Source organism: Tidjanibacter massiliensis, from assembly GCF_900104605.1.
GTDB lineage: Bacteria > Bacteroidota > Bacteroidia > Bacteroidales > Rikenellaceae > Tidjanibacter > Tidjanibacter inops.
In genome coordinates this window covers 1-18,693 of record NZ_LT629960.1, presented here as the reverse complement: position 1 = coordinate 18,693, position 18,693 = coordinate 1, and the positions used below count along the sequence as shown (strand labels likewise).

At 51.5% G+C, this 18,693-nt stretch carries 16 protein-coding genes and 1 pseudogene; 4 read left to right on the top strand and 13 right to left on the bottom strand.

Annotated features, from left to right (window positions below; translation table 11 throughout):
• Positions 1 to 3 precede the first annotated feature (3 nt).
• The 10 genes and pseudogenes from BQ5361_RS00905 to BQ5361_RS00860 all read right to left on the bottom strand — a co-directional run bounded on the left by BQ5361_RS00905 (position 4) and on the right by BQ5361_RS00860 (position 10,505).
• The gene (locus BQ5361_RS00905) at positions 4 to 939 is read right to left on the bottom strand and encodes a DUF6047 family protein (protein WP_071424873.1); all 936 of its coding nucleotides are present in this window, start codon (positions 937 to 939) and stop codon (positions 4 to 6) included.
• A 6-nt stretch (positions 940 to 945) separates the two neighbouring features.
• Entirely contained in the window at positions 946 to 1,107 is a 162-nt protein-coding gene (locus BQ5361_RS10645; RefSeq protein WP_154818433.1) for a hypothetical protein, read from the bottom strand.
• A gap of 5 nt (positions 1,108 to 1,112) precedes the next feature.
• Entirely contained in the window at positions 1,113 to 2,762 is a 1,650-nt protein-coding gene (locus BQ5361_RS00900) for a hypothetical protein (RefSeq protein WP_071424872.1), read from the bottom strand.
• A gap of 5 nt (positions 2,763 to 2,767) precedes the next feature.
• Entirely contained in the window at positions 2,768 to 4,090 is a 1,323-nt protein-coding gene (locus BQ5361_RS00895; protein WP_071424871.1) for a DUF4906 domain-containing protein, read from the bottom strand.
• Positions 4,091 to 4,108: 18 nt separating this feature from the next.
• Positions 4,109 to 4,657: a DUF3575 domain-containing protein gene (locus tag BQ5361_RS00890; protein ID WP_035472972.1), complete on the bottom strand. Its 549-nt coding sequence runs from the start codon at positions 4,655 to 4,657 to the stop codon at positions 4,109 to 4,111.
• Positions 4,658 to 4,727: 70 nt separating this feature from the next.
• Positions 4,728 to 5,756 (bottom strand): FimB/Mfa2 family fimbrial subunit, encoded by a 1,029-nt coding sequence (locus tag BQ5361_RS00885; RefSeq protein ID WP_071424870.1) that lies wholly within the window; start codon positions 5,754 to 5,756, stop codon positions 4,728 to 4,730.
• Between the two features lie 46 nt (positions 5,757 to 5,802).
• A complete protein-coding gene (locus tag BQ5361_RS00880) occupies positions 5,803 to 6,270 on the bottom strand; it encodes a DUF1896 family protein (protein ID WP_035472978.1) in 468 nt (155 codons plus the stop codon).
• A 6-nt stretch (positions 6,271 to 6,276) separates the two neighbouring features.
• On the bottom strand, positions 6,277 to 7,605 hold the full coding sequence (locus tag BQ5361_RS00875; RefSeq protein ID WP_083389211.1) for a DUF3945 domain-containing protein: 1,329 nt from the start codon (positions 7,603 to 7,605) through the stop codon (positions 6,277 to 6,279).
• 134 nt (positions 7,606 to 7,739) lie between these two features.
• A pseudogene (gene mobC / locus BQ5361_RS00870) lies at positions 7,740 to 9,767 on the bottom strand (conjugal transfer protein MobC).
• A 129-nt stretch (positions 9,768 to 9,896) separates the two neighbouring features.
• Positions 9,897 to 10,505: a hypothetical protein gene (locus BQ5361_RS00860; RefSeq protein ID WP_071424866.1), complete on the bottom strand. Its 609-nt coding sequence runs from the start codon at positions 10,503 to 10,505 to the stop codon at positions 9,897 to 9,899.
• A gap of 521 nt (positions 10,506 to 11,026) precedes the next feature.
• Between BQ5361_RS00860 and BQ5361_RS00855 the strand changes: the two genes are divergently transcribed.
• From BQ5361_RS00855 to BQ5361_RS00840, 4 genes are read left to right on the top strand one after another with little or no spacing between them, the layout of a single operon-like run.
• Positions 11,027 to 11,227, top strand: coding sequence for a helix-turn-helix transcriptional regulator (locus tag BQ5361_RS00855; protein WP_035472992.1), 201 nt, complete (start codon positions 11,027 to 11,029; stop codon positions 11,225 to 11,227).
• Entirely contained in the window at positions 11,224 to 11,544 is a 321-nt protein-coding gene (locus BQ5361_RS00850; protein ID WP_035472996.1) for a HipA N-terminal domain-containing protein, read from the top strand. Before BQ5361_RS00855 ends, BQ5361_RS00850 begins: the two co-directional genes overlap by 4 nt.
• Positions 11,541 to 12,539, top strand: coding sequence for a type II toxin-antitoxin system HipA family toxin (locus BQ5361_RS00845; protein WP_071424865.1), 999 nt, complete (start codon positions 11,541 to 11,543; stop codon positions 12,537 to 12,539). Before BQ5361_RS00850 ends, BQ5361_RS00845 begins: the two co-directional genes overlap by 4 nt.
• Before the next feature lie 14 nt (positions 12,540 to 12,553).
• A complete protein-coding gene (locus BQ5361_RS00840; RefSeq protein ID WP_143047451.1) occupies positions 12,554 to 14,713 on the top strand; it encodes a hypothetical protein in 2,160 nt (719 codons plus the stop codon).
• A 101-nt stretch (positions 14,714 to 14,814) separates the two neighbouring features.
• Here the strand turns inward: BQ5361_RS00840 and BQ5361_RS00835 are convergent, their stop codons facing one another.
• The 3 genes from BQ5361_RS00835 to BQ5361_RS00825 all read right to left on the bottom strand — a co-directional run.
• The gene (locus tag BQ5361_RS00835; protein ID WP_083389209.1) at positions 14,815 to 16,197 is read right to left on the bottom strand and encodes a TolC family protein; all 1,383 of its coding nucleotides are present in this window, start codon (positions 16,195 to 16,197) and stop codon (positions 14,815 to 14,817) included.
• 2 nt (positions 16,198 to 16,199) lie between these two features.
• A complete protein-coding gene (locus BQ5361_RS00830) occupies positions 16,200 to 17,507 on the bottom strand; it encodes an HlyD family secretion protein (protein ID WP_035474521.1) in 1,308 nt (435 codons plus the stop codon).
• Between the two features lie 13 nt (positions 17,508 to 17,520).
• On the bottom strand, positions 17,521 to 18,693 hold a 1,173-nt coding region (locus tag BQ5361_RS00825), incomplete at its 5' end, for a peptidase domain-containing ABC transporter (protein ID WP_143047450.1).

Here is an 18,693-nt window from a genome sequence, read left to right as displayed (position 1 = left end):
CGTTTATCGTCTTATTTTGCAAGTTATATCGGGCTGCTCTCCGGGAAACTGTTTGCGGTCCACGCACAATGCGGTCTGTTGCCCAAACCGAGGACGTGTCATGTGGGTAATATGCTTCCAGAGCTGCCCTACGGTCATCTCCGAGAGAGGTTGTACGGCTCTTTGGCCCGGCTGGGTGCGTCGTCGGAAAATATCGTAGTTCACCGCATTGGCTGTCATGTCGAATTCCTGTAAGATGCGTCCCTGGCCGAGGATGTGCGCATCGGCATAAAGCTGTGCCTGAGGGTCATGTTCCTGTACGGACAGCCGGTCCACCATCTCTGCCACGCGGTCCGGGACGGCTATGATTTCCCAATAACGCAGAGGGCCGCCCGGTTGTGCGGGATTATAGAAGTTCAGCTCCAGGCGGTGTTCGTACTCCCGTCGCTGCCGCTGTCCCTCGGTCGTTCTGGAAAAGAGCATCACTCCCTGCCGGGATTCCAATGCATCGTAGGAGCGGTATTCGGGGATAACGGCATTCTGGCGCGGGTAACTCCTCGCCATCTCCTCTTCGAGAGCGGGATAATCCGGCCGGGCCATCAAAAGGGTCCGCTCGGCGGCAGGAGTCAGGGGTACGATGTCCTGTTCGATACAGAAAAGCACGTCCCGCATATTGGCGGTATAGCGGCATTCCCCACCGCTGCGGCGTATGGTGTCGAGTACCCGGTCGAAGAATCCGTGTCGGCCGGCTTCCCGCAAGTCGGGTACATCCCCGCCGTCATGGAAATGTACGTAAGACACCCATACATTCGGGTTGTGACCTTCCCGAATAATATGTTCCGCATCGTCGTGCAGGTAGCGCAGGAATCCGTCGGTCCCGTTGCTCGAACGTGTTGCGTGCAGGACGTTTTTGTAGCTGTCATAAGTCAGATACAGGTCGGAGTGTTCCCTTGTTTTCATACGCTTCTATTTGCCGATATCCGTACAGTCGTCGGAGGGGTGCCAGGGTTCTATGTCGATGCCATTGTCTGCCTGGGGAGGACAGATAACTTCCGTTTCCGTCTGCTCGGAGAGCGTGCAGCCGCTCATCGCTACAAGCAGAGCTGCCGCCAATAACAACTTTTTCATATGCTTTAACGGTTTTTGATCAGTTCGCTCAGTTCGGGGTCCAGGGCGGCCCGGTAAGAGAGGTCTTCGTTCAAGGCGCAGGCCGCATCGAATGCCTGGAGTGACTGTGTGGGTTTTCCCTGCCGGGCATAAGCGATGGCCCGCAGGTAACATACACGGGCATCATCATCGCTCAGCGAAAGCAGCAGTTCGAGAGCCTGTGCATTGCGGTTGACCGACAACAGACAGATGGCCGTGTTGATGTCTGCATACGGAGCCAGGATGCCGAGTGCCGCGTCATACTGCCGCTGCTGCATCAACCCGACACCTTCGGCATAAAGACTGTCGGGCCGAGTTGTCACGAGCGTATCCTGCACCATGTCGGTACGATGCAGCCGGTAGTCGATGTGTACGGCCCGCAACCGGGGGTACAGCATTCGCTGCATATAGGCATACTCCTCCGGGAAACATGCCGCAATGCGTGTTTCTCGCAGGTCGGGGTCCTGTTCCTGTTCGATAAGCATTTCTATTTCCTGCTTGTGGACGATGTTGTCGTCCTGACGGATAAGTGCTGCAAGTGTTTCCCAGTCTTCGCCGATGCCGCCGGTCCGTATCAGCGTATCGAGGGGCAGTGAGGGAAACCAGGCGGCGAACCTGTGTTGCAGGTTCCAGGCCCTTTCCCTGGAGAGTCGTTCGTTTAGTCGGACGGGACCTTCGGGAGATGCACCCGCCCGAAGTACGATGCTGTCCACGGCGTATTCGCGGCGGTCGAAGATTTTTTCCATCAGTTGTGCTATCAGAGACAGTTGGACTTCGTTGTTTTCCAGTGTATCGACAATGCAGGATTCTCCGGCTCGGAATGCCAGTCTTTTCCGGTCGCTGACACGGATATGTTTTTCGATGATGCGTTCCACATAACGGGTCGTGGTATCGGCGAAGAAAAGCATCGAAGAGATGTTGTAGCGCAGCGTATCGGAGGGCGGCAAGGGATAAACACTGCCGTCCAGCCCTCGGATTTCGCCTTCGAGGGTGACGAGCAGTCGGCGACCGGCTTCCGCCGCAGGAATGCGCTGTACATAACGCAGCGAGATATCTTGTCCGGCTCGGGTTACGGAATCCGCACGCACCCCCTCGGGCAGCGGATACCGTACAAAGCGCCGGAAACCCCGTGCGGCATGCACCGAGTCGGGCCGGAAGCGCTCCAGATAACGGACGTATTGCCAGTAGTCGCGCCTCTGTACCCGGTCGAACAACGTACCCCGCAGGGAAATCTCCTCCAGAGGTATCCGCTCCTGCTCACGATGCAAAACGGGGCGGAGGACGATACTGCGGCAATTACTCTGCAGGATGCGCGGGAGGGTTACCAAAAAATCGATTTCAATATGTCCGCAGCGTTCGGGAACGGTACGTGAGGGAGCTACGACAGTCACGGCATCGAGCCAGATATTGTAGGTTTCCTCGCCGTTCTCATAAGTTACTTCGACGGGAATAAGGTCGAACTCCGTGTTCGTGCGTATTCGGCGGACCGTATCGGCAGGGGGCGCTACAGCCCGCAGGGGGCGGGGCGTATGACTCAGCAGCGCCTGGGCATCACGGCGGGCCAGGCGTCCCGAGGTGCTGCAACTGCACGCAGCACCTGCGGCCAGCAGCAGGAAAATATACATTGCGATTCGCATGAAACTTATGTCGTTTTACGGGTCGAAACACGGAAGGTATCGCTGAATCCCCGGGTATCGGTCAAGGTGAAGTCGAAGTAGTTGTTGGTCGTTTCGTATTGGGTCGTTCCGTCGGAGTTGATGAAGCGGATTTCGACGGAACTGCCTCCGTTGTTTCGGTGGACCTCGATGCGTTCACCCTCCTTCCAGGTTCGGTAGGCATTGCCGAAGGTCCTGTACTGCATTTCCCATTTGGGATAATATGTTCCTGTCGAAGTCCGCTTGAAAGAGAGCGAGAGTACGTTGTCCGGATCGCAATGCTCGGTGACAATGACCAGGACGCCTTGCGCGGTGCCGTTCTGCCAGCGGAAGGTATTGAGATATTCTTTGTCGCCGGCCTTGGTTCCCCAGAAGGTGTACTCCGTTTTGGCGATACGGTAATCGTCGGGATTCGTTCCGAGGATGGTCACGTTGTAGGTGTATGCGGTATTGCGGCGTACATTGAAATCGGAAGTATCGTTCTGTCCGATGTATATGTTGTATTCATAGAATGCCTGATTCAGGCAAATGCGAATATTGACATAAGTAGCCATGCGGGGTGCCTTCCGGTAATTGCGGTCTTCGGGAAGAATAATTGCGGGAACTGTTCCCTGAAGATTTTCCAACTGATAGTAAGTGAGGGTATGACGCCTTTTCTTGGAAGTCAGCTTTTCGTACGGGAAGTCGAACTGCCCTTGAGTCGAAAGCAAGCGGTTGTCGGTCCACAGGGAGGAGCGCAGCGGAAGATTGTAGGGGATCATCGACACGATATAGGCGTCCGAGGAGAGTGACGACGAGATGGAAGCTGTGAAAGTAATCTTGCAAAAGGGCCTTGTCAGGCGTAATTCCAGGGATGAGAGCGCCTGCGAAACGGCAAACTCCTCTCTGGTGACGGCATACTCCAGACCGCCGGTCGGAAATCGGTCCGCAAAAGAGGCGGTAACCGTGAGGGCCTGAAGCTGCTCTTCGGTCAAAAGCCCCAAATCGCTGCCGAAGTTCCCGAGCGCATAGATGCGGTATGTACCGTAAGGCAGTTCGAGGCGGGGTTGCATGTCGGTATTCTCGTAATAGGCGTGTTTGCGGTAGTCGAGCGCATCGTTGAAAATATAGATATTGACATTATCGGGGCGTCCGTTGATGACCCTCATGGTTCCATCCGGTAGATTCCAGGGCTGCCCGCTCTCTCCGAAGGTGAGATCGACTTCGCCGTAACGGGCTGCAGGTGTCGGAACAATGTCTCCGGTTGCCTCCCTTTGACAGGAAGAGATGCTCAGGAAGAGGACGAGAAAGATGCTGATGATGAAGTTCATGATTGCGTGAAGATTGAGTTAAAACAGGTAAGAAAAAGTGAGGGCGCACTTGGAGGGGCCGAAGACCCAGCGCCGGTGATGGCGGATATATTCGGGTTCCGAATCGGGCGTGAAGCGTCGTTTTTCGCTCTCACGCATATGATAGATTCCAATGCCGCCCTCCAGCGTCATGTTCCAGCGTGCCGAGAGCGGCCAGCAGTAACCATAGGAGATCCCGGCCCCCGAAAGCCATCCTTTGTGGCGGTGCGAGGCATTCCACACGTTGTACGACGCCAAAGCCGCGTGCATCGCCAGAAAATGTCCGGCATACTCCTCGAAAAACCAGTAGCGCACCCCGGGTTGCAGAGCGGCGGCTGTCAGGCCCAGTCTTTCGGTGCTGACAGGATTTGCGAGCAGGGCGAGTTCCACGGACCAATGCGGTGCGACAGCGGCCTCCAACGTAACATTCAGGGTTCCGGAAGCCAGCATCGGGGCGTTGATGCCTACGCTGAAATATTGAGCCGAAGCACGCGGAGCCGAAAAGCAGACTGCGGCCATACACAGTAAAAACAATAGTTTGCGGTTCATGTCGCGGATTCATATAATAGAGGACAGAGCGGAGTGATAGCCTCCTCTCTGTCCGTTTCACTTGCCGGGATTAAATGCCGATATTGATGTTTTGAGTGACGGGGGTTTCCCACGGAGCGACCGTAATGGAAGCCGTCACATCCTGTCCGGTCAGACCGGTCAGACCAATCGCCACCCGGTAATATCCGTTACGTGCGAGCTGTCCGTTGCCGGCGGTGCCGGATAGTTCGACTTCATACGAGATAGGGACCTGGTCGGAAGTCGTCGAGGTCTTGCCGTCACGGTCATACACCCCGTCGAGCGTCAGCAGGACGCGGCTGCCTGAGGCGAGAGCCGCGTTCTCGAAGCAGTAGAACAGAGCGTTGAATCGACCGCTCGTCTCACCCGGGGTTTGGGTGTGCGTAAAAGTCATGGCTCCGGTTTTAGGCGTTCCTCCGAAATAGGGAGTCTGCATCGCCGAACGGGAAAGTTTGACCGAGGTAATCCGGACCGTTCCCGGATACTTGTCGGCAAAGGCAGGAGACAGGGAGGCTTGAACGGCTACTTTGGCTACGTCGCGCCGCAAAGTAATGGCCACTTCGGTCGTCGTACCTGCTGCGCCGATGCTTTTCGTCGCTGTGCCGGACATCAGAAATCCACCGCTGCGCAGCGCCTTGCTCGAGACATTGGCGAAAGTGCCGTTGTAGCTGCCCGGAGTCTCTTCCGTCAGGGCGAGCAGGGCTGTTTTGGTCGTAATGTTTTCATCGACGGCAGCATTCGCCAGCGCATAGAATTCGATACTCTTACCGGCTGTCGAACGCGGCAGGGCGAACGTGGAGCGTCTGGATGAAAGTTCCGCCGATGTGAAATTGCGGCGCATGACCAGAGCACCCTCCTCAAAACAGAATACGGTAAGCGAGGAAAGCGATTGCTCCCACGCTTCGGTCGTGGTGGTATTGTCGAAGAAAGCACGTGTGAAGTCGGCATTCTCTTCGGCGACGAAGGTGATGGATGCTTGAGGCAGGTCGGTGGCGGCCGGAGTGAAGGTCTGTGTCTCCTCTTTGGCACAGGAGGCAAGAAGTGCCGCGCTTGCTGCGGCCCAGATAAGATGTTTTTTCATGGTTGTAAAATGTTTGAAATGGTTAATGAATATGGGTTTTCAAGTGTCAGGGATTTCGAGGTCTGCCGCGAAGCCGCACGAAAAGTCCGTGCTGGCTGACATATTCCTGCAGGAACTCCCGCAGCCGAGCCACGAGCGTTCCGTATTCCCGTCGTTGCAGAATGCCGTCGTCGAGGTTGAACGAACCGAACACGGGAGCACAGATGTCGCAAAGCTGAAGCGCCAGCGGCCGCAGTTGGTATTCAGGAATTTGCGGATAATCCGTGGCTAGAATATCCCGCAACAAGTCGTAGCGCGAGAATATCAGCCCTTCGTACAGTACGGCATCGGCACGGGCAGTGGCTTTCAGTGGCGAAAAACCCTGGGCAAGCGTCGTCCGATAGACGGCGTATGCCCGATTGCTGCGGGTTGCGACCAGCTCCCGGGCACCGGTGAGTTGCGGATGGCGTTCTGCAAGGAACTCCTCCAGCCTGCGGCGGTAATAATCCGCAGTGATCTCGCCTGAGCCTGTCATGGCGGCTTATCTCCTGTGACCCCGGCTCTGCGACTGCTCCGGAATATCGTTGTCTACATGCATGTCATTTTCGCTCTGCACCGGGGCACCGGCAGCCTGTTTCCCGGCCTGCTGTTGGCTCTGCGCCTGTGCCTGTGCCTTCTCCTGTTCCATACGGCGCAGACTTACATAAGTTACACCGTTGGTATTCCGGTCAATGCAGATATCGCGCTTGAGCGGCATTCCATTACGGTCCGTAAGGCCCTTGCCGCTGATAGGCTCGTAGGCCAGGAGCATTCTCATGCGGGTGTCGTCCAACTGTCGAGCAAGGTAATCGGGAACATACGGGCGCTGATAGTGATGACCGGTCGTTCTGTAATCCCGTGTGTGGGTATCGTATTGGACATCGCAGGAGAACGTGTTGTCATTGCCGTAATAGTGGCAGTTGTCCAAATGTACCTTCCGACCGCGCTTATACTCCTCCTGCTGTTCTTCGCTCATGCGGGCGTTGAAGACGTATTCGGGGGCCTGAATCTCACGGCAGGGAATAAAGGTCATACGGTTGGTTGTGCGGTTGAAACCGGCTACGCAATACTCTCCATCGTGACGAATGGGACGTTCAAGCGTTTTCCCGGCAGCCAATGCCTTCTTATCTTCCGCACTCAACTCGATGCTGAGCGTGGCGTCTTGCTCGAATTCCGGAATCGCAAGCGGGCTTTGCAGCTCGAAACCGATTTCATTGTATTCATTCTTGACGGCCTTGATAGCATACAGCCCATCCATTTGTATCTGCTCGTTCAGTTTGGATTTGAGAGGATAGAGTTTCTGCGGCTCTTTACCCAGTTCCATCTCCTTGAAAATACCGTCCTGCTCCATCTGTTTGACATCGAACCCTGCTGCCGCCAGTTCTGCCTTGGGCATACGGCATTCATCGAAGATGATCTTTTCGAGGTTTTGCGTATAGGTGCGGTATTTTTTCGCGGTCTCCAGCAAAACTTCGTTTTTGGGGTCCTCATGCAATTTACGAAGGTCTGCAGCTACAGCACCTACCTTGTCGAACGAAACGATATACAGTTCGGGCATTTTGGCAGGATCCTGCATCTGGGCCCGCATGTTTTTGAAGAAATTGGCGATGAACAGGCTGTCGCGCTTTTGATAAAAGGCCGGCTGATTCTTCGTCGTCGGGTCGGTCGTAACAATCTCCTGATTTCCCTTGTTGTCCTGTATCAGGTTGCTGACCGCTTTGACACTGCCGTCTTCGGGGTAACGCAGCAGAATGGTCTCCTTGTCCGGGTCGGGATGGACCGGCATCGGACGTTCCGAGGCTGTCGAATTCGTTTTTTCTTGTTTTGCCATAATAGTAAAATTTTAATGGTTGGTATGTCTTTGCAGTGCGAATGTATGACATTGATTTGATGCGCGATACAGATGTCACTTTCCCGGCCCTGACAGGCACCGTGGGGCACGTTCGAGCACTCGTGATACGGGGATTACCGGGAGGCAGTCCCTTTTTTCGGTTCAGGAATCAGATGACGAAGCGCGGGGTCGGTTTTGATACGCTCCATTTCATCCTTGATGATTTGATTCACCTCGACACGGATGCGGTCGTAGTTCTCCTCGATCTGACGCTCCATGCAATCCTCCCCGTTTTCGTCCTCGAAGAAGGAGATTTGCGGTATGGGAACGTAGGATTTCTCTTCGCGGGCGACGGCGGCGGTATCGACGACAATCTTGGCGTGAAAAACCTTCTGCTCGATCTCCTCGCCGAAGTTATCCGCGACGGCTCCGGCGAACATGCCCTGCGAGAGGTTGCTGATTTTGGCGGCCGGAATGAGCGAATCGAGCTGCGTACTGTACGAAGTGGACTGCTGTTCGGGAGAGATGGAGAGGGATTCGCGGCGCTGGACGTTCTTGCCGAAGCGCTCGGAGAGAATGCGGGCCGTATCGCCCATGACCTGACCGCTGAAGATGTTGCCGACCGTATTCTCGATGACTTTGGCCTCCTTCTCTCCGTAGTCGCGTTCGAGCTGCGAAAAATCTTGGAAACCCAGACACACGGCGACCTTGTTCGAGCGGGCCGTAGCAATCAGGTTATCCAACCCCCGGAAATAGATCGTGGGCAGCTCGTCGATGATGATGGACGACTTGAGTTTGCCCTTCTGGTTGATGAGACGCACGATGCGGGAGTTGTACAGCCCCAGGGCGGCTCCGTAGATGCTTTGCCGGTCGGGGTTGTTGCCGATGCAGAGGATCTTCGGCTCGTCGGGATTGTTGATGTCGAGCGTGAAGTCTTCGCCGCTCATGACCCAGTACAGTTGCGGCGAGATAAGACGCGAAAGAGGTATCTTGGCCGAAGCGATCTGACCCTGCAACTGGTCTTGGGCGCCGGACTTCCAGGCGTCCATAAAGGGCGAGAGGTAGTTCTCCAACGACGGATAGGACGTAAGGATGATGAACAGGTCCGAGTAGCGTTTGTTCAGCAGCTCTATGGCGTGCGGAAACGTACAGTAGCGGCCGTCCTTGTAGATTTTGAGAAACCAGATGATTGCCGCAAGCAGGATAATCGGCGAATCGACGAAGAAATCGCCCTGTTTTTCGATCCACGTCTTATTGAGGTTAAGCATGATTGTGTAGGCCGATTCGTAGGCGTCCGAGATGTCGGTCATGAATTTCGCGGCGATGGGATTGCAACGATGCGAGCGGCGCGGGTCGTCGAAGTTGATGACGTAGAATTTGGGCTGTACTTTATAGCTGTGCCGATGTCGGCGCAGATGGTTGTAGGCGATGAGCGAGAGGTCGGGAAACTTGTAGTCGTAAACGTACATGGCGAAACCTTTCTCGATTTGCTGCTTGATATACTGATTGACTACGGCGTAACTTTTGCCCGAGCCGGGAGTGCCCAGAACTATGCTCGCCCGGAAGGGATTGACGACATTGATCCAACCCGGCCGCCACTGTTTACGGTAGTAGTAGCTGGTGGCCAGATTCACGGAATACTCGTTCTCGATAAGGCGGGTTTCCTGTTGGAAGCTCTCGTTCTCGACATTGAACGGGTCGTCGGGAGGCGCCCCGATAAGCAGTCGTCCGGTCCAGACACCGGCGGTAAGCAGGCAGATGTAACCCGCACAGACGCATACGATATAACCCAGGCAGAGAACGGCGGGATTGCCGGCTGTGTGCAGCAGCGGCATACTGCCCAGATAAAGGACCGAACCTGCGAGTGCGCACGGCAGAATGCGGCGCCACGTCATCCGCTCACTACGGACACCGGTCGTGCCCAGGCAGGAAAGAGCCAGAAACAACACCGAGAACAATTTCGTGTAGAGCGGTGAAGAGAAAAGATGGGTAGTATGCTGGAAATTCGTAAGGATACGGTCCGCCAAGTCGAGCGTTCATCCCTGTTGGGCGAACCAGTCGTGGCAATACCAATAGAGGTGGATGAGAACGAAAAGCAGACTGATGCCGCGCATGAATTGCATCGTCTGTCCCAAACCCCGCAAGTCGTCTTCCTGTTGCATGTTTTTTTCGGGCAAAGGTATCTTTCGGCAGAAAATTCGGGCATCGAATTGCGGATATGTCATCTTCAGGCACGCCGGGGCATCTTCTCTGTCAGGAAACAGGGCTGTCTGTACAGCCCTGGCCTTCGTTTACTCCTGACTGAGACGGAGCATGACCTCGCGCATACGGTCGAGCAGCGGCGTGAGATGTAGTTTGCGATTGATTGCGGCGTGGCGCAGCACATCGTAATTCGGCATTCGGACATTGAAAGTCGTCTCAAAGGCCCGAACGATGGTTTTCAGCTTGGCCGGACTGCCGCTTGCCGTAGTCAGGAAGCCGAGTTCATATAAGGGGGTAATCAATTCCACCAGGTCTGTCGCACAATAGTCCTTGCCCAGATATAGCGGGGAAACGGGCGCAACTTCCGGCAGCGCGGAAAAGGCCGGATGTTCGATGCGCAGCTCCAGAATGTGCAGCTCGCAATCGACCAGATGCAAGGCTTTGTTACAATAAGTCGTCGCGCACTCCCCGCAGGCGATATGTTTCAAAAGCTCGGCATACGAGGCCAATTCAACCCGCAAATGAGACAATTCCCGCATGAGTCCCGGTGTACAGGGACTGTCGGTAAGTTTAGCCAAATGTTTGCAGAAAGTCCCGTAGCATGCTTTCCATACGTGCGGTGCAGAGAGAGTAATCCCTCCGGCAGATGCCTCTTCCAGCATCTTCAATAGTTCCCAGTTCTTCAAGTTCGATTTCATAGCAGTTTGGTTTTAATTTATAGATACCCTGGCATTGCCCGGGGTGAACTGACGTATGAAATATCCTGAAAGAGAAAAGGTTCCCGCAGACGTAAACGTGCACGAGAACCTTTGGAAAGAAAAACGAATGTCGACTGACAAGAATAATTCGCAGGTTGCCTTTCTTCTTGTCAAAAAAGCAGATATATGTCGATGAAAGGTGTATGCAGCCGGATAATCATTGATTCGTTTTTATAAATATAGTGATTTATAAACAGAATCCGATTGTATTCAACCGAGACGCTGGTATTTTGTATGTATTTGCGTCCCTAATTATTCCTGGTATATGAACAGGGTTACGACTGATTCGAACAATTAGCTTGAAAACGAGCGTAATTTTAGTAATACGAAATGGAAGAAGTAGGTAGAAAGGAATAAATAATTGCGTCAATCCCTTCCGTAAGTGTATTTTGTTACACTTTTATTTGTAAATAAAGCCTTTTTGCATTAAGTTTGCATCTAAAGGGTATTATTTTGCACCTATGGACTATTCGATTATCAAGGAACGGCGCTTTTTGTTGGGGCTTACCCAGCAGGATTTGGCCGACTATACGGGGCTGAGCTTACGTATCGTCAAGAGTATCGAGGTGGGCAAAGGCAATCCTTCCGTTGCCACACTCTCGAAAATCGCCGACACACTCGGTTTGGAACTACTATTACGAGTCAAGGAGGTCGTTAAATGAGAAAAGCAGAAATATACAACAACGGTATATTGGCCGGCGTACTGACGGAGACCGACGAGGGACGGTATTTGTTTCGTTACGATGATGCGTTTCTCGCTGACGAGCGGCAGACAGCTATCTCCCTTTCATTTCCGAAAAGGGAAAAAGAGTTCGAATCGGATACGCTGTTTCCGTTCTTCTATAACATGCTCGCCGAAGGAGCGAACAAAGCGTACCAATGTCGCACGCTCAAAATCGACGAGGAGGATGCCTTCGGACTCCTCATGGCAACGGCACATACCGACACTATCGGCGCCATAACTGTAAAGAAAATATGAAAGCATTGACGGTTTGTCCCGGCCATCTGGCCGAAGGATTCGATAGATATTGTCCGTCGTGTACGCGGCGGCTGTTCGACGGAAAGCGGGTCTCTCCATGTCTCGATTTCAATTACGATGCCGACAACGCAGATATGGCCGAGAACATCAACCAGCTTTCCGTATCGGGCGTACAAGAGAAATTGTCTGCTGTCATTGACAATGGCAGAATCGTTCTTACCCCTGTCGGTGAAAAAGGACACTATATTATCAAACCGGCACCGGTATACAAACACCTGCGCTTCCGCAATCAGATTCCGGCCAACGAGCACCTGACGATGCAAATCGCCCGGCAGGTATACAAAATTCCGACGGCGGAAAACGGTCTGGTCTTTTTCAAGAACGGCGAGGCAGCCTATATCACCAGACGATTCGATTATGACACTGACGGTAACAAGATCAAGCAGGAGGACTTTTCGTCGTTAGCGCATAAGACGAACGCAACGCATGGACGCAATTTCAAATATACAGGCAGCTACGAGGATGCCGCAACATTGCTTCGCAGCAATGTTGCGGCATGGCAAGTGCAGATGAGCCGATTCTTCGCACTCGTCGTCTTCAACTATCTATTTGCCAACGGTGATGCACATCTGAAGAACTTCTCGTTGCAACAGACTTCCGGTGGAGATTATCTGCTTGCACCAGCCTACGATTTGCTGAATACTTCGATTCATGTGGCGGACGAGGATTTCGCGCTGCAAGGCGGGTTGATTCCCGAAACGGAATATTCCGATATCTATACGCGGACGGGGCATCCATGCAGAGCAGATTTCGAAACTTTTGGACGGCGAATTGGCGTGCTACCGAAAAAGATGATAGCGATTCTCGACTTGTTCACGCAGGAGCAACCGGAGGTTTATGCTTTGACCGACCGCTCGTTTCTCGACAAGAAGGTCAAAAGGATGTATAGACGGTCGTATGAAGAAAGATTGAGTAGATTCGATAGAAAAAAATAATAAATTATAAAGATATGGACAAAGAAACTTTGACAAATCACATTACCAGATTAGGAAAAAGAGATTTTGAAACAGCTTGTAGACTTGTGCTATCAAAAGTATTTAATCTAATAGCGGTAAATGTCGATGGTGCTGGGGATGGCGGGACTGATTTTATTTCGTTTGACCTTGATGGTAGTCGTACTAAAGTTGCTTATCAGATTACGACACAAAAAAACGATATTAAAAATAAAGCGTATAAGGATGCGGCTAAAAGTATTTCCAGGTTAAAAGTGCAAAGCTTCTATTTTCTAACTACTTATCCTCTATCTGAGACGGAAACGAGAATTCTCGAACAGGAGATTGCAGATGAATTGAAGATATCTGCAAAAGTGTTTTCTTCGAGCACTATAGCAGGCTTATTGATAGATAAAGAGCTTGTTGGGGATTTTCTTAATGATACGAATTACCCTGATCTTAGAGCATACAATTCGAGTTCTCTCGATTATCGGGAAATGGCATTGCATAGTTATACTATTTTATCTGACGATGCTAAACATTTGAAAGAACGAATATACGACGATTCCATGGTATTAGTTTTATCTGACTGCTCAGATGGGTTGGATGAAACGGAAATAATCGAGCGAGCGATCAACCTTTTGTGCCTTTCTGAAAGCAAACGCGAATTACTACATAAAAGAATAGGTGCATTATTTTCCCGTCATTTAATAGAAAGAACCAGCAATGGAAAAGTAATATTGACGAAATCGACAGCACACGATGTAAACTTACGCAAGTCATTATATGAAAGAGAGCTGGAAAACTTATCCGCAGCTCAAACCGATTTGTTTCAAGAATACAATATTGCATGGACTAAAGAGGACTCAAAACAAGCTTCTGTTTGGTTGGCAAATGCTTATATTGCACAGCAAATCTCTATTCTCAAACAGGCCAAAGCAAGTATAACGTCCAACTCACTATTTGGCATAGAAGATAAAGGAGGTATCGATAAACTTAAAAATTACCTTAAAAAAGATAAGCATGTTCCTGTGGAATACATGGATATCATTATTGACAAAATGCTTCAAATGGCATCTAACCATCCTTTAATTGTAAAAATTACACGAGCATCCGTATATATTGCATTGGAAGGAACGAATCCTTTATCTGCATCGAAAACTCTCGGTGCAAATAGATGGAGCGATATTAAAATGATGATAGAACCTACTATTGGAATACCATATTTATGTTCACAATTATACCAAGGCAAAGTCAATCGTTATTTCGATAATGCAATCAAGAGCATCCAACGAGCGAAAGAGTTGGGTGTTTCTATGTACATTCCTCCTTTTTACATCAAGGAATGTGCAGGTCATCTCCATATGGCCAGAAAATTCAATGATATTGATTTAGACCCCCATGAAATGCAATATTCAAGTAATGCGTTTGTTGCCAACTATTACGCATTGAAAATGCAAGGTGTGAACATGCCGGATAGTTTTATGGAATATTTGTCTACTTTCAGTCCGGCCATAACTATCGAAAATAATAGCTACGCCGATTGGATAAGAAACATAATGATAAATATTCAGTCGATTTTTGCGCAATCAGGCATAATACAATATCTTGAAATACCAATAATGTATTCTGAAGATGAGCTAAAACAATACGAAACGGAGTATAGTTATTATCTTGAAGAAAATAACATAGTTAAATCCAAACGGTTGATTAAAAATGATATTTCAGCTTTAAAATACACGGAAGATGGCGTTGGTAAAAATGGAGAACATTGGATGCTTTTGACTTTTGATAATGCCTTAATTCATGTTGCACAAAAATGCAAACATAGTGCATGGATTAATAATCCATTTTCTTTTTTGGATATAACGGAAATGACGAGAGATATTTCCGACACACAGTTTTCTTCTTTGGCGCATACCATAGCTATCTCTAGCAGTACACAGGCTTTGGCTATAGGCGCACGTATAATTGATAAAATTATCGCTTACGCTTCAAATCAGATGCAAAATTGGGAGTTTAGACGTGAAATAGATTCATTTAAGAATGAAATCATTAAGCGAGCTAAGACCGACAATAAAGATTATATGTCGGAAGTCGATCGCAAAACAGATGATTTTTTGAAAAAGCATGGCATTGCCATAGAAGATGAGTACGATGAAGATGTTGACATGTAAATTATTCGGATAGGAAGTCGCTTTTGCTTTAGGATAAATAAATCATATTCTGATTGATAGTTTATCTTATGAAGATAGTTTTTGATTCATTATAACAGTAATTACCAGACGATATTTTGCTGTAAATAAAACCGGATGATTTCGGTCTTGAAGATATATTCGTATTTGGCTTGCAGGAGTTGAACCTGAGCTTCGACCAGCGCATCGAGCGCCGTGTTGTAATCGACGACGGTAGCCGCTCCGAGATTGTACCTTTGCGCCATTTGCCGGGCGGCTTCCTCGGCCGAGGCGACGTATTTCTGTGAAGAGAGATACTTGTCCCACGCCGTCCGGGAATCGATCAGTGCTTGCGTAGCCTCCTTGTTCACCTGCTTCTCCGTAGTGCGTAATGCATACTCCGCCTGGCGAACGGCGATCTTCTGCCGCTGGACGTTGTGCCGTGTCGTCAGACGGCCGAAAATCGGAACGTTCAGCGATACGGAAATATAGCTGCTCGCATTGTCCTTGTACTGTTCGGCGAACGGATAGGCTTCGTAACGGTACGTGCCGTCGGGATTCATAAACATTTTCTGCCTGGCGTCGGAATAACTCGACCCGTAGCCGGCCGAAAGCGAAAGCGTCGGATAGTAGGACGAACGTGCGATTCGCAGATCGCGGCGGGCGATGTCGATACCCAGCCTTGCGGACTCCACCTCCGGGAGTTGCTGCGCCGAGGCCAGAAGCGCATCGGTACTGACCGGCATCGGCGTATCTCCCCAAATATTATCCGAAGGAGCGACGGTGTGGAATGTCGTGTAATCTTCTATTTCCAGGAGCTGACAAATATTCAGGCGGGCGATGTCGTAGGAATTTCGAGCCGACAAAAGAGTGTTTTCTGCATTGGCCAGTTGCGAACGTATTTGCAAGAGATCGGCAGAGGTGACTTTCCCCGCCTCGACCGATTTACGGGTCTTTTCCTCCTGTATTTTCAGGGTTTCGACCGTCTGTTCGGCATTGCGGATGTTCTCTTCGGCACAAAGAATCTCCAGATAATAGGCCGTGATATTGAGCCGGATATCGTTGCGGGCCTTCTCCACACCCAACAGCGCCGCACGCAGATCGAGTCGGGAGCGTTCGAGGTTATGGAGATTTCGCATACCGTTGAATAAAGTGACCGAGGCACCGACAGAGGTCGAAGTACCGTTCACGCTCTGATGCTCCACGAACTCATACGTGGTGGGATCCAGTACGCGGCCGCTGGAGAAACTGTAACTGCTCGATGCAGAGATGTCGGGAGCATAGGCCCAACCCGCATCCGAGCGGGTGAGCCGTTTGGTTTGAACGTCGAGTTCGGCCTGCTTGACTTCGATATTATGTTCGAAAGCATAGGCGATACATTCTTCCAGCGTCCAGCGTTGCACTTCTTGTGCGCTGAGCGGTGTTGCACCGAACAACATCGGCACCGAAGCGACGACGGCGAACAATGGTATTATGCGGCATCTCATGGTCAGCGGTTTTTGAACAGCGATACGACAGGTTGTATGAATTGCTCGATAAGGCGCATATCCTCCGTGATGATTTCGCCCGTACCGTCCATCTGCTGAATCATCGGCAGCTCCTTATCATAGGTCGTCCTCATCCCTTCGGGAAATACGACTTCGACCGTATAGGCGATCGTCGTACCGGTCGCGGTTTGCACCGAAGCCGGAACCGAGGAAATGGAGCGTATCGTACCTTTCAGGACGCCATACTCCATATAGGGGAAGCCGTTCAGTTTGACGTTGACCGTCTGCCCGGTTTCCACCTTGCCGAATCCGGCCGAAGGAACCTCCATACGGCCGATCACTTCAGTCTCCTTTTCCGGGACGATACTGGCAAGAGCGGAGCCGACGGTCACATGCTGCCCCTTGCTCCAATATCCCTGTAACGACACGATACCGTCCATCGGAGCGATGACCGCATACTGTTCTTGCCACTGGGCTATGGCAGCGAGCAGTTGTTGGCGTAACTGACCGATGGTACGTTCGTACTCGGCCACCTCGTTCTCACGCTGCACGGAGAGTTCCACCAACTGTTGTTCGGTTTGCAGGATGGAGAGTTCCGTGGAGGTCAGTGTCGCATCGAAGCCGGCCTTGCTGTTCTGTTTGGCGAGATAGTTCTGTACGGAAGTTTCGTAGTCGGCCGCAGAAATAACCGATTGAGTGAACAACAGCGAGTCCCGCTCCAATATCCGCTGCCCCATAGCAAGATCCTTGTCGAGCAGTTTGCCCTGTACCTCTAATTGGGCATAATAGCGCTTGTTTTTCGCAATCTGGGCTTCAAGCAGGCGCTTCTTCGTTCCGATGAGATCGGTGGCCAGATAATGCCTAAAATCGAGGCAGCGGGCGGCAAACTCCGCCCACGTGGATTGCAGGTCGCCTAGAATATATCGGTCGGACACCCATTCGGCCTCGGCGAGCGCTTGCGGCGAATCGGTGGCGGAGAGGTGCTCTTCCAACGACCGGATGTCGTCGTAGTCGGCCGGTGTCGCAAGCAAAGCGATAAGCTGACCGGTACGGACGTTCTCCCCGTTGCCGACACATACGCTGTCGAGCAGTCCGTCGTAACGGGCCGTAAGGTCGGAGGGGGCATTGACTGTCGTAATGGATATGGGAGCCGTAACGGTCTGTGGATACTTGATGATGTAGCAGCCCAAAACGATTAGGGCAAGTATGACGAAAATAACCGTAATTCCCCACCGCACGACCCACGAAGGCGCACGCCCCATGATCTCCTGCGCCTCTTCGCTGTGAAAGTTATTATCTATTTGCGGCATCGTATGTGTAGTTTTAGTTTCCCAATTCCAACTGATTCTTTACCAATTCGTAGTAGTAACCCCGTTTGGCCGTCAGTTCGTCGTGCGTGCCCTGCTCGACGATGCGTCCGTGCGCCAAAACGATGATGTTATCGGCATTGCGGACTGTCGAAAGACGGTGTGCCACGATGACGACGGTTTTGTCTTTGAACAATTTCTCCAGACGCTCCATAATCGTGCGCTCGTTGTTGGCGTCGAGCGAATTGGTCGCTTCGTCGAAGAAGAGGTATTTGGAATCCTTGTAAGCGGCACGGGCAATCAACAGGCGTTGTTTCTGCCCCGTACTCAACCCGTGTCCGTCGGCTCCGATACGGGTGTTGTACCCCAATGGCAGCGATTCGATGAACTCTCCGATATTGGCGATTTCCACCGCCCGGCGGATCCGTTTCATATCGGGTATTTCATCCGATACGGCGATATTGTTGGCGATCGTATCGGAAAATACGAAACTCTCCTGCATGACCGTCCCGCACTCCTGACGCCAGCAATTCGGGCTGAAAGCGGAGAGCCTGCGGCCGCCCAGCAACACGTCACCCTTGACCGGAGCATAAAAGCCAAGCATCATTTTAAGCAGTGTCGTCTTGCCGCTGCCGCTTTCGCCTACGATGGCCGTAACCTTGTCATGCGGAATCGTCAGGTCGATTCCGTCCAGCACTTTGTCCGAGTGCGGCCCTTCGTATTGAAAAACTACGTTTCGGAACTCGATGGCCGCGTTTTCGGGGATGTCGCGGATCAGACCCGCGTCTTCGGGTTCCTCATCCGGTTTTTCCTGAATTTCGTTCAGGCGTTCGAGCGAGATTTTCGCATCCTGCGTGGCCTGCACGAAACCGATGAACTGCGATATGGGGGCGTTGAGCTGGCCGATGATGTACTGCATGGCCATCATCATACCGAGCGTCATTTCCCCATTGATGACGGCACTGGCGGCAAGGAACGAGATGATAACATTCTTGGTCTGGTCGATGAACGTACCGCCTACTTCCTGTGTCTGTCCGAGTGTCAGGCTCTTGATCGAAACCTTGAACAGTTTGGCCTGGATACGTTCCCATTCCCAGCGTTTCTGCTTCTCGCAGTTGTTCAGCTTGATGTCCTGCATACCGTTGATAAGCTGGACGATATTGCTCTGGTTGTTGGCCGACTCCTGAAA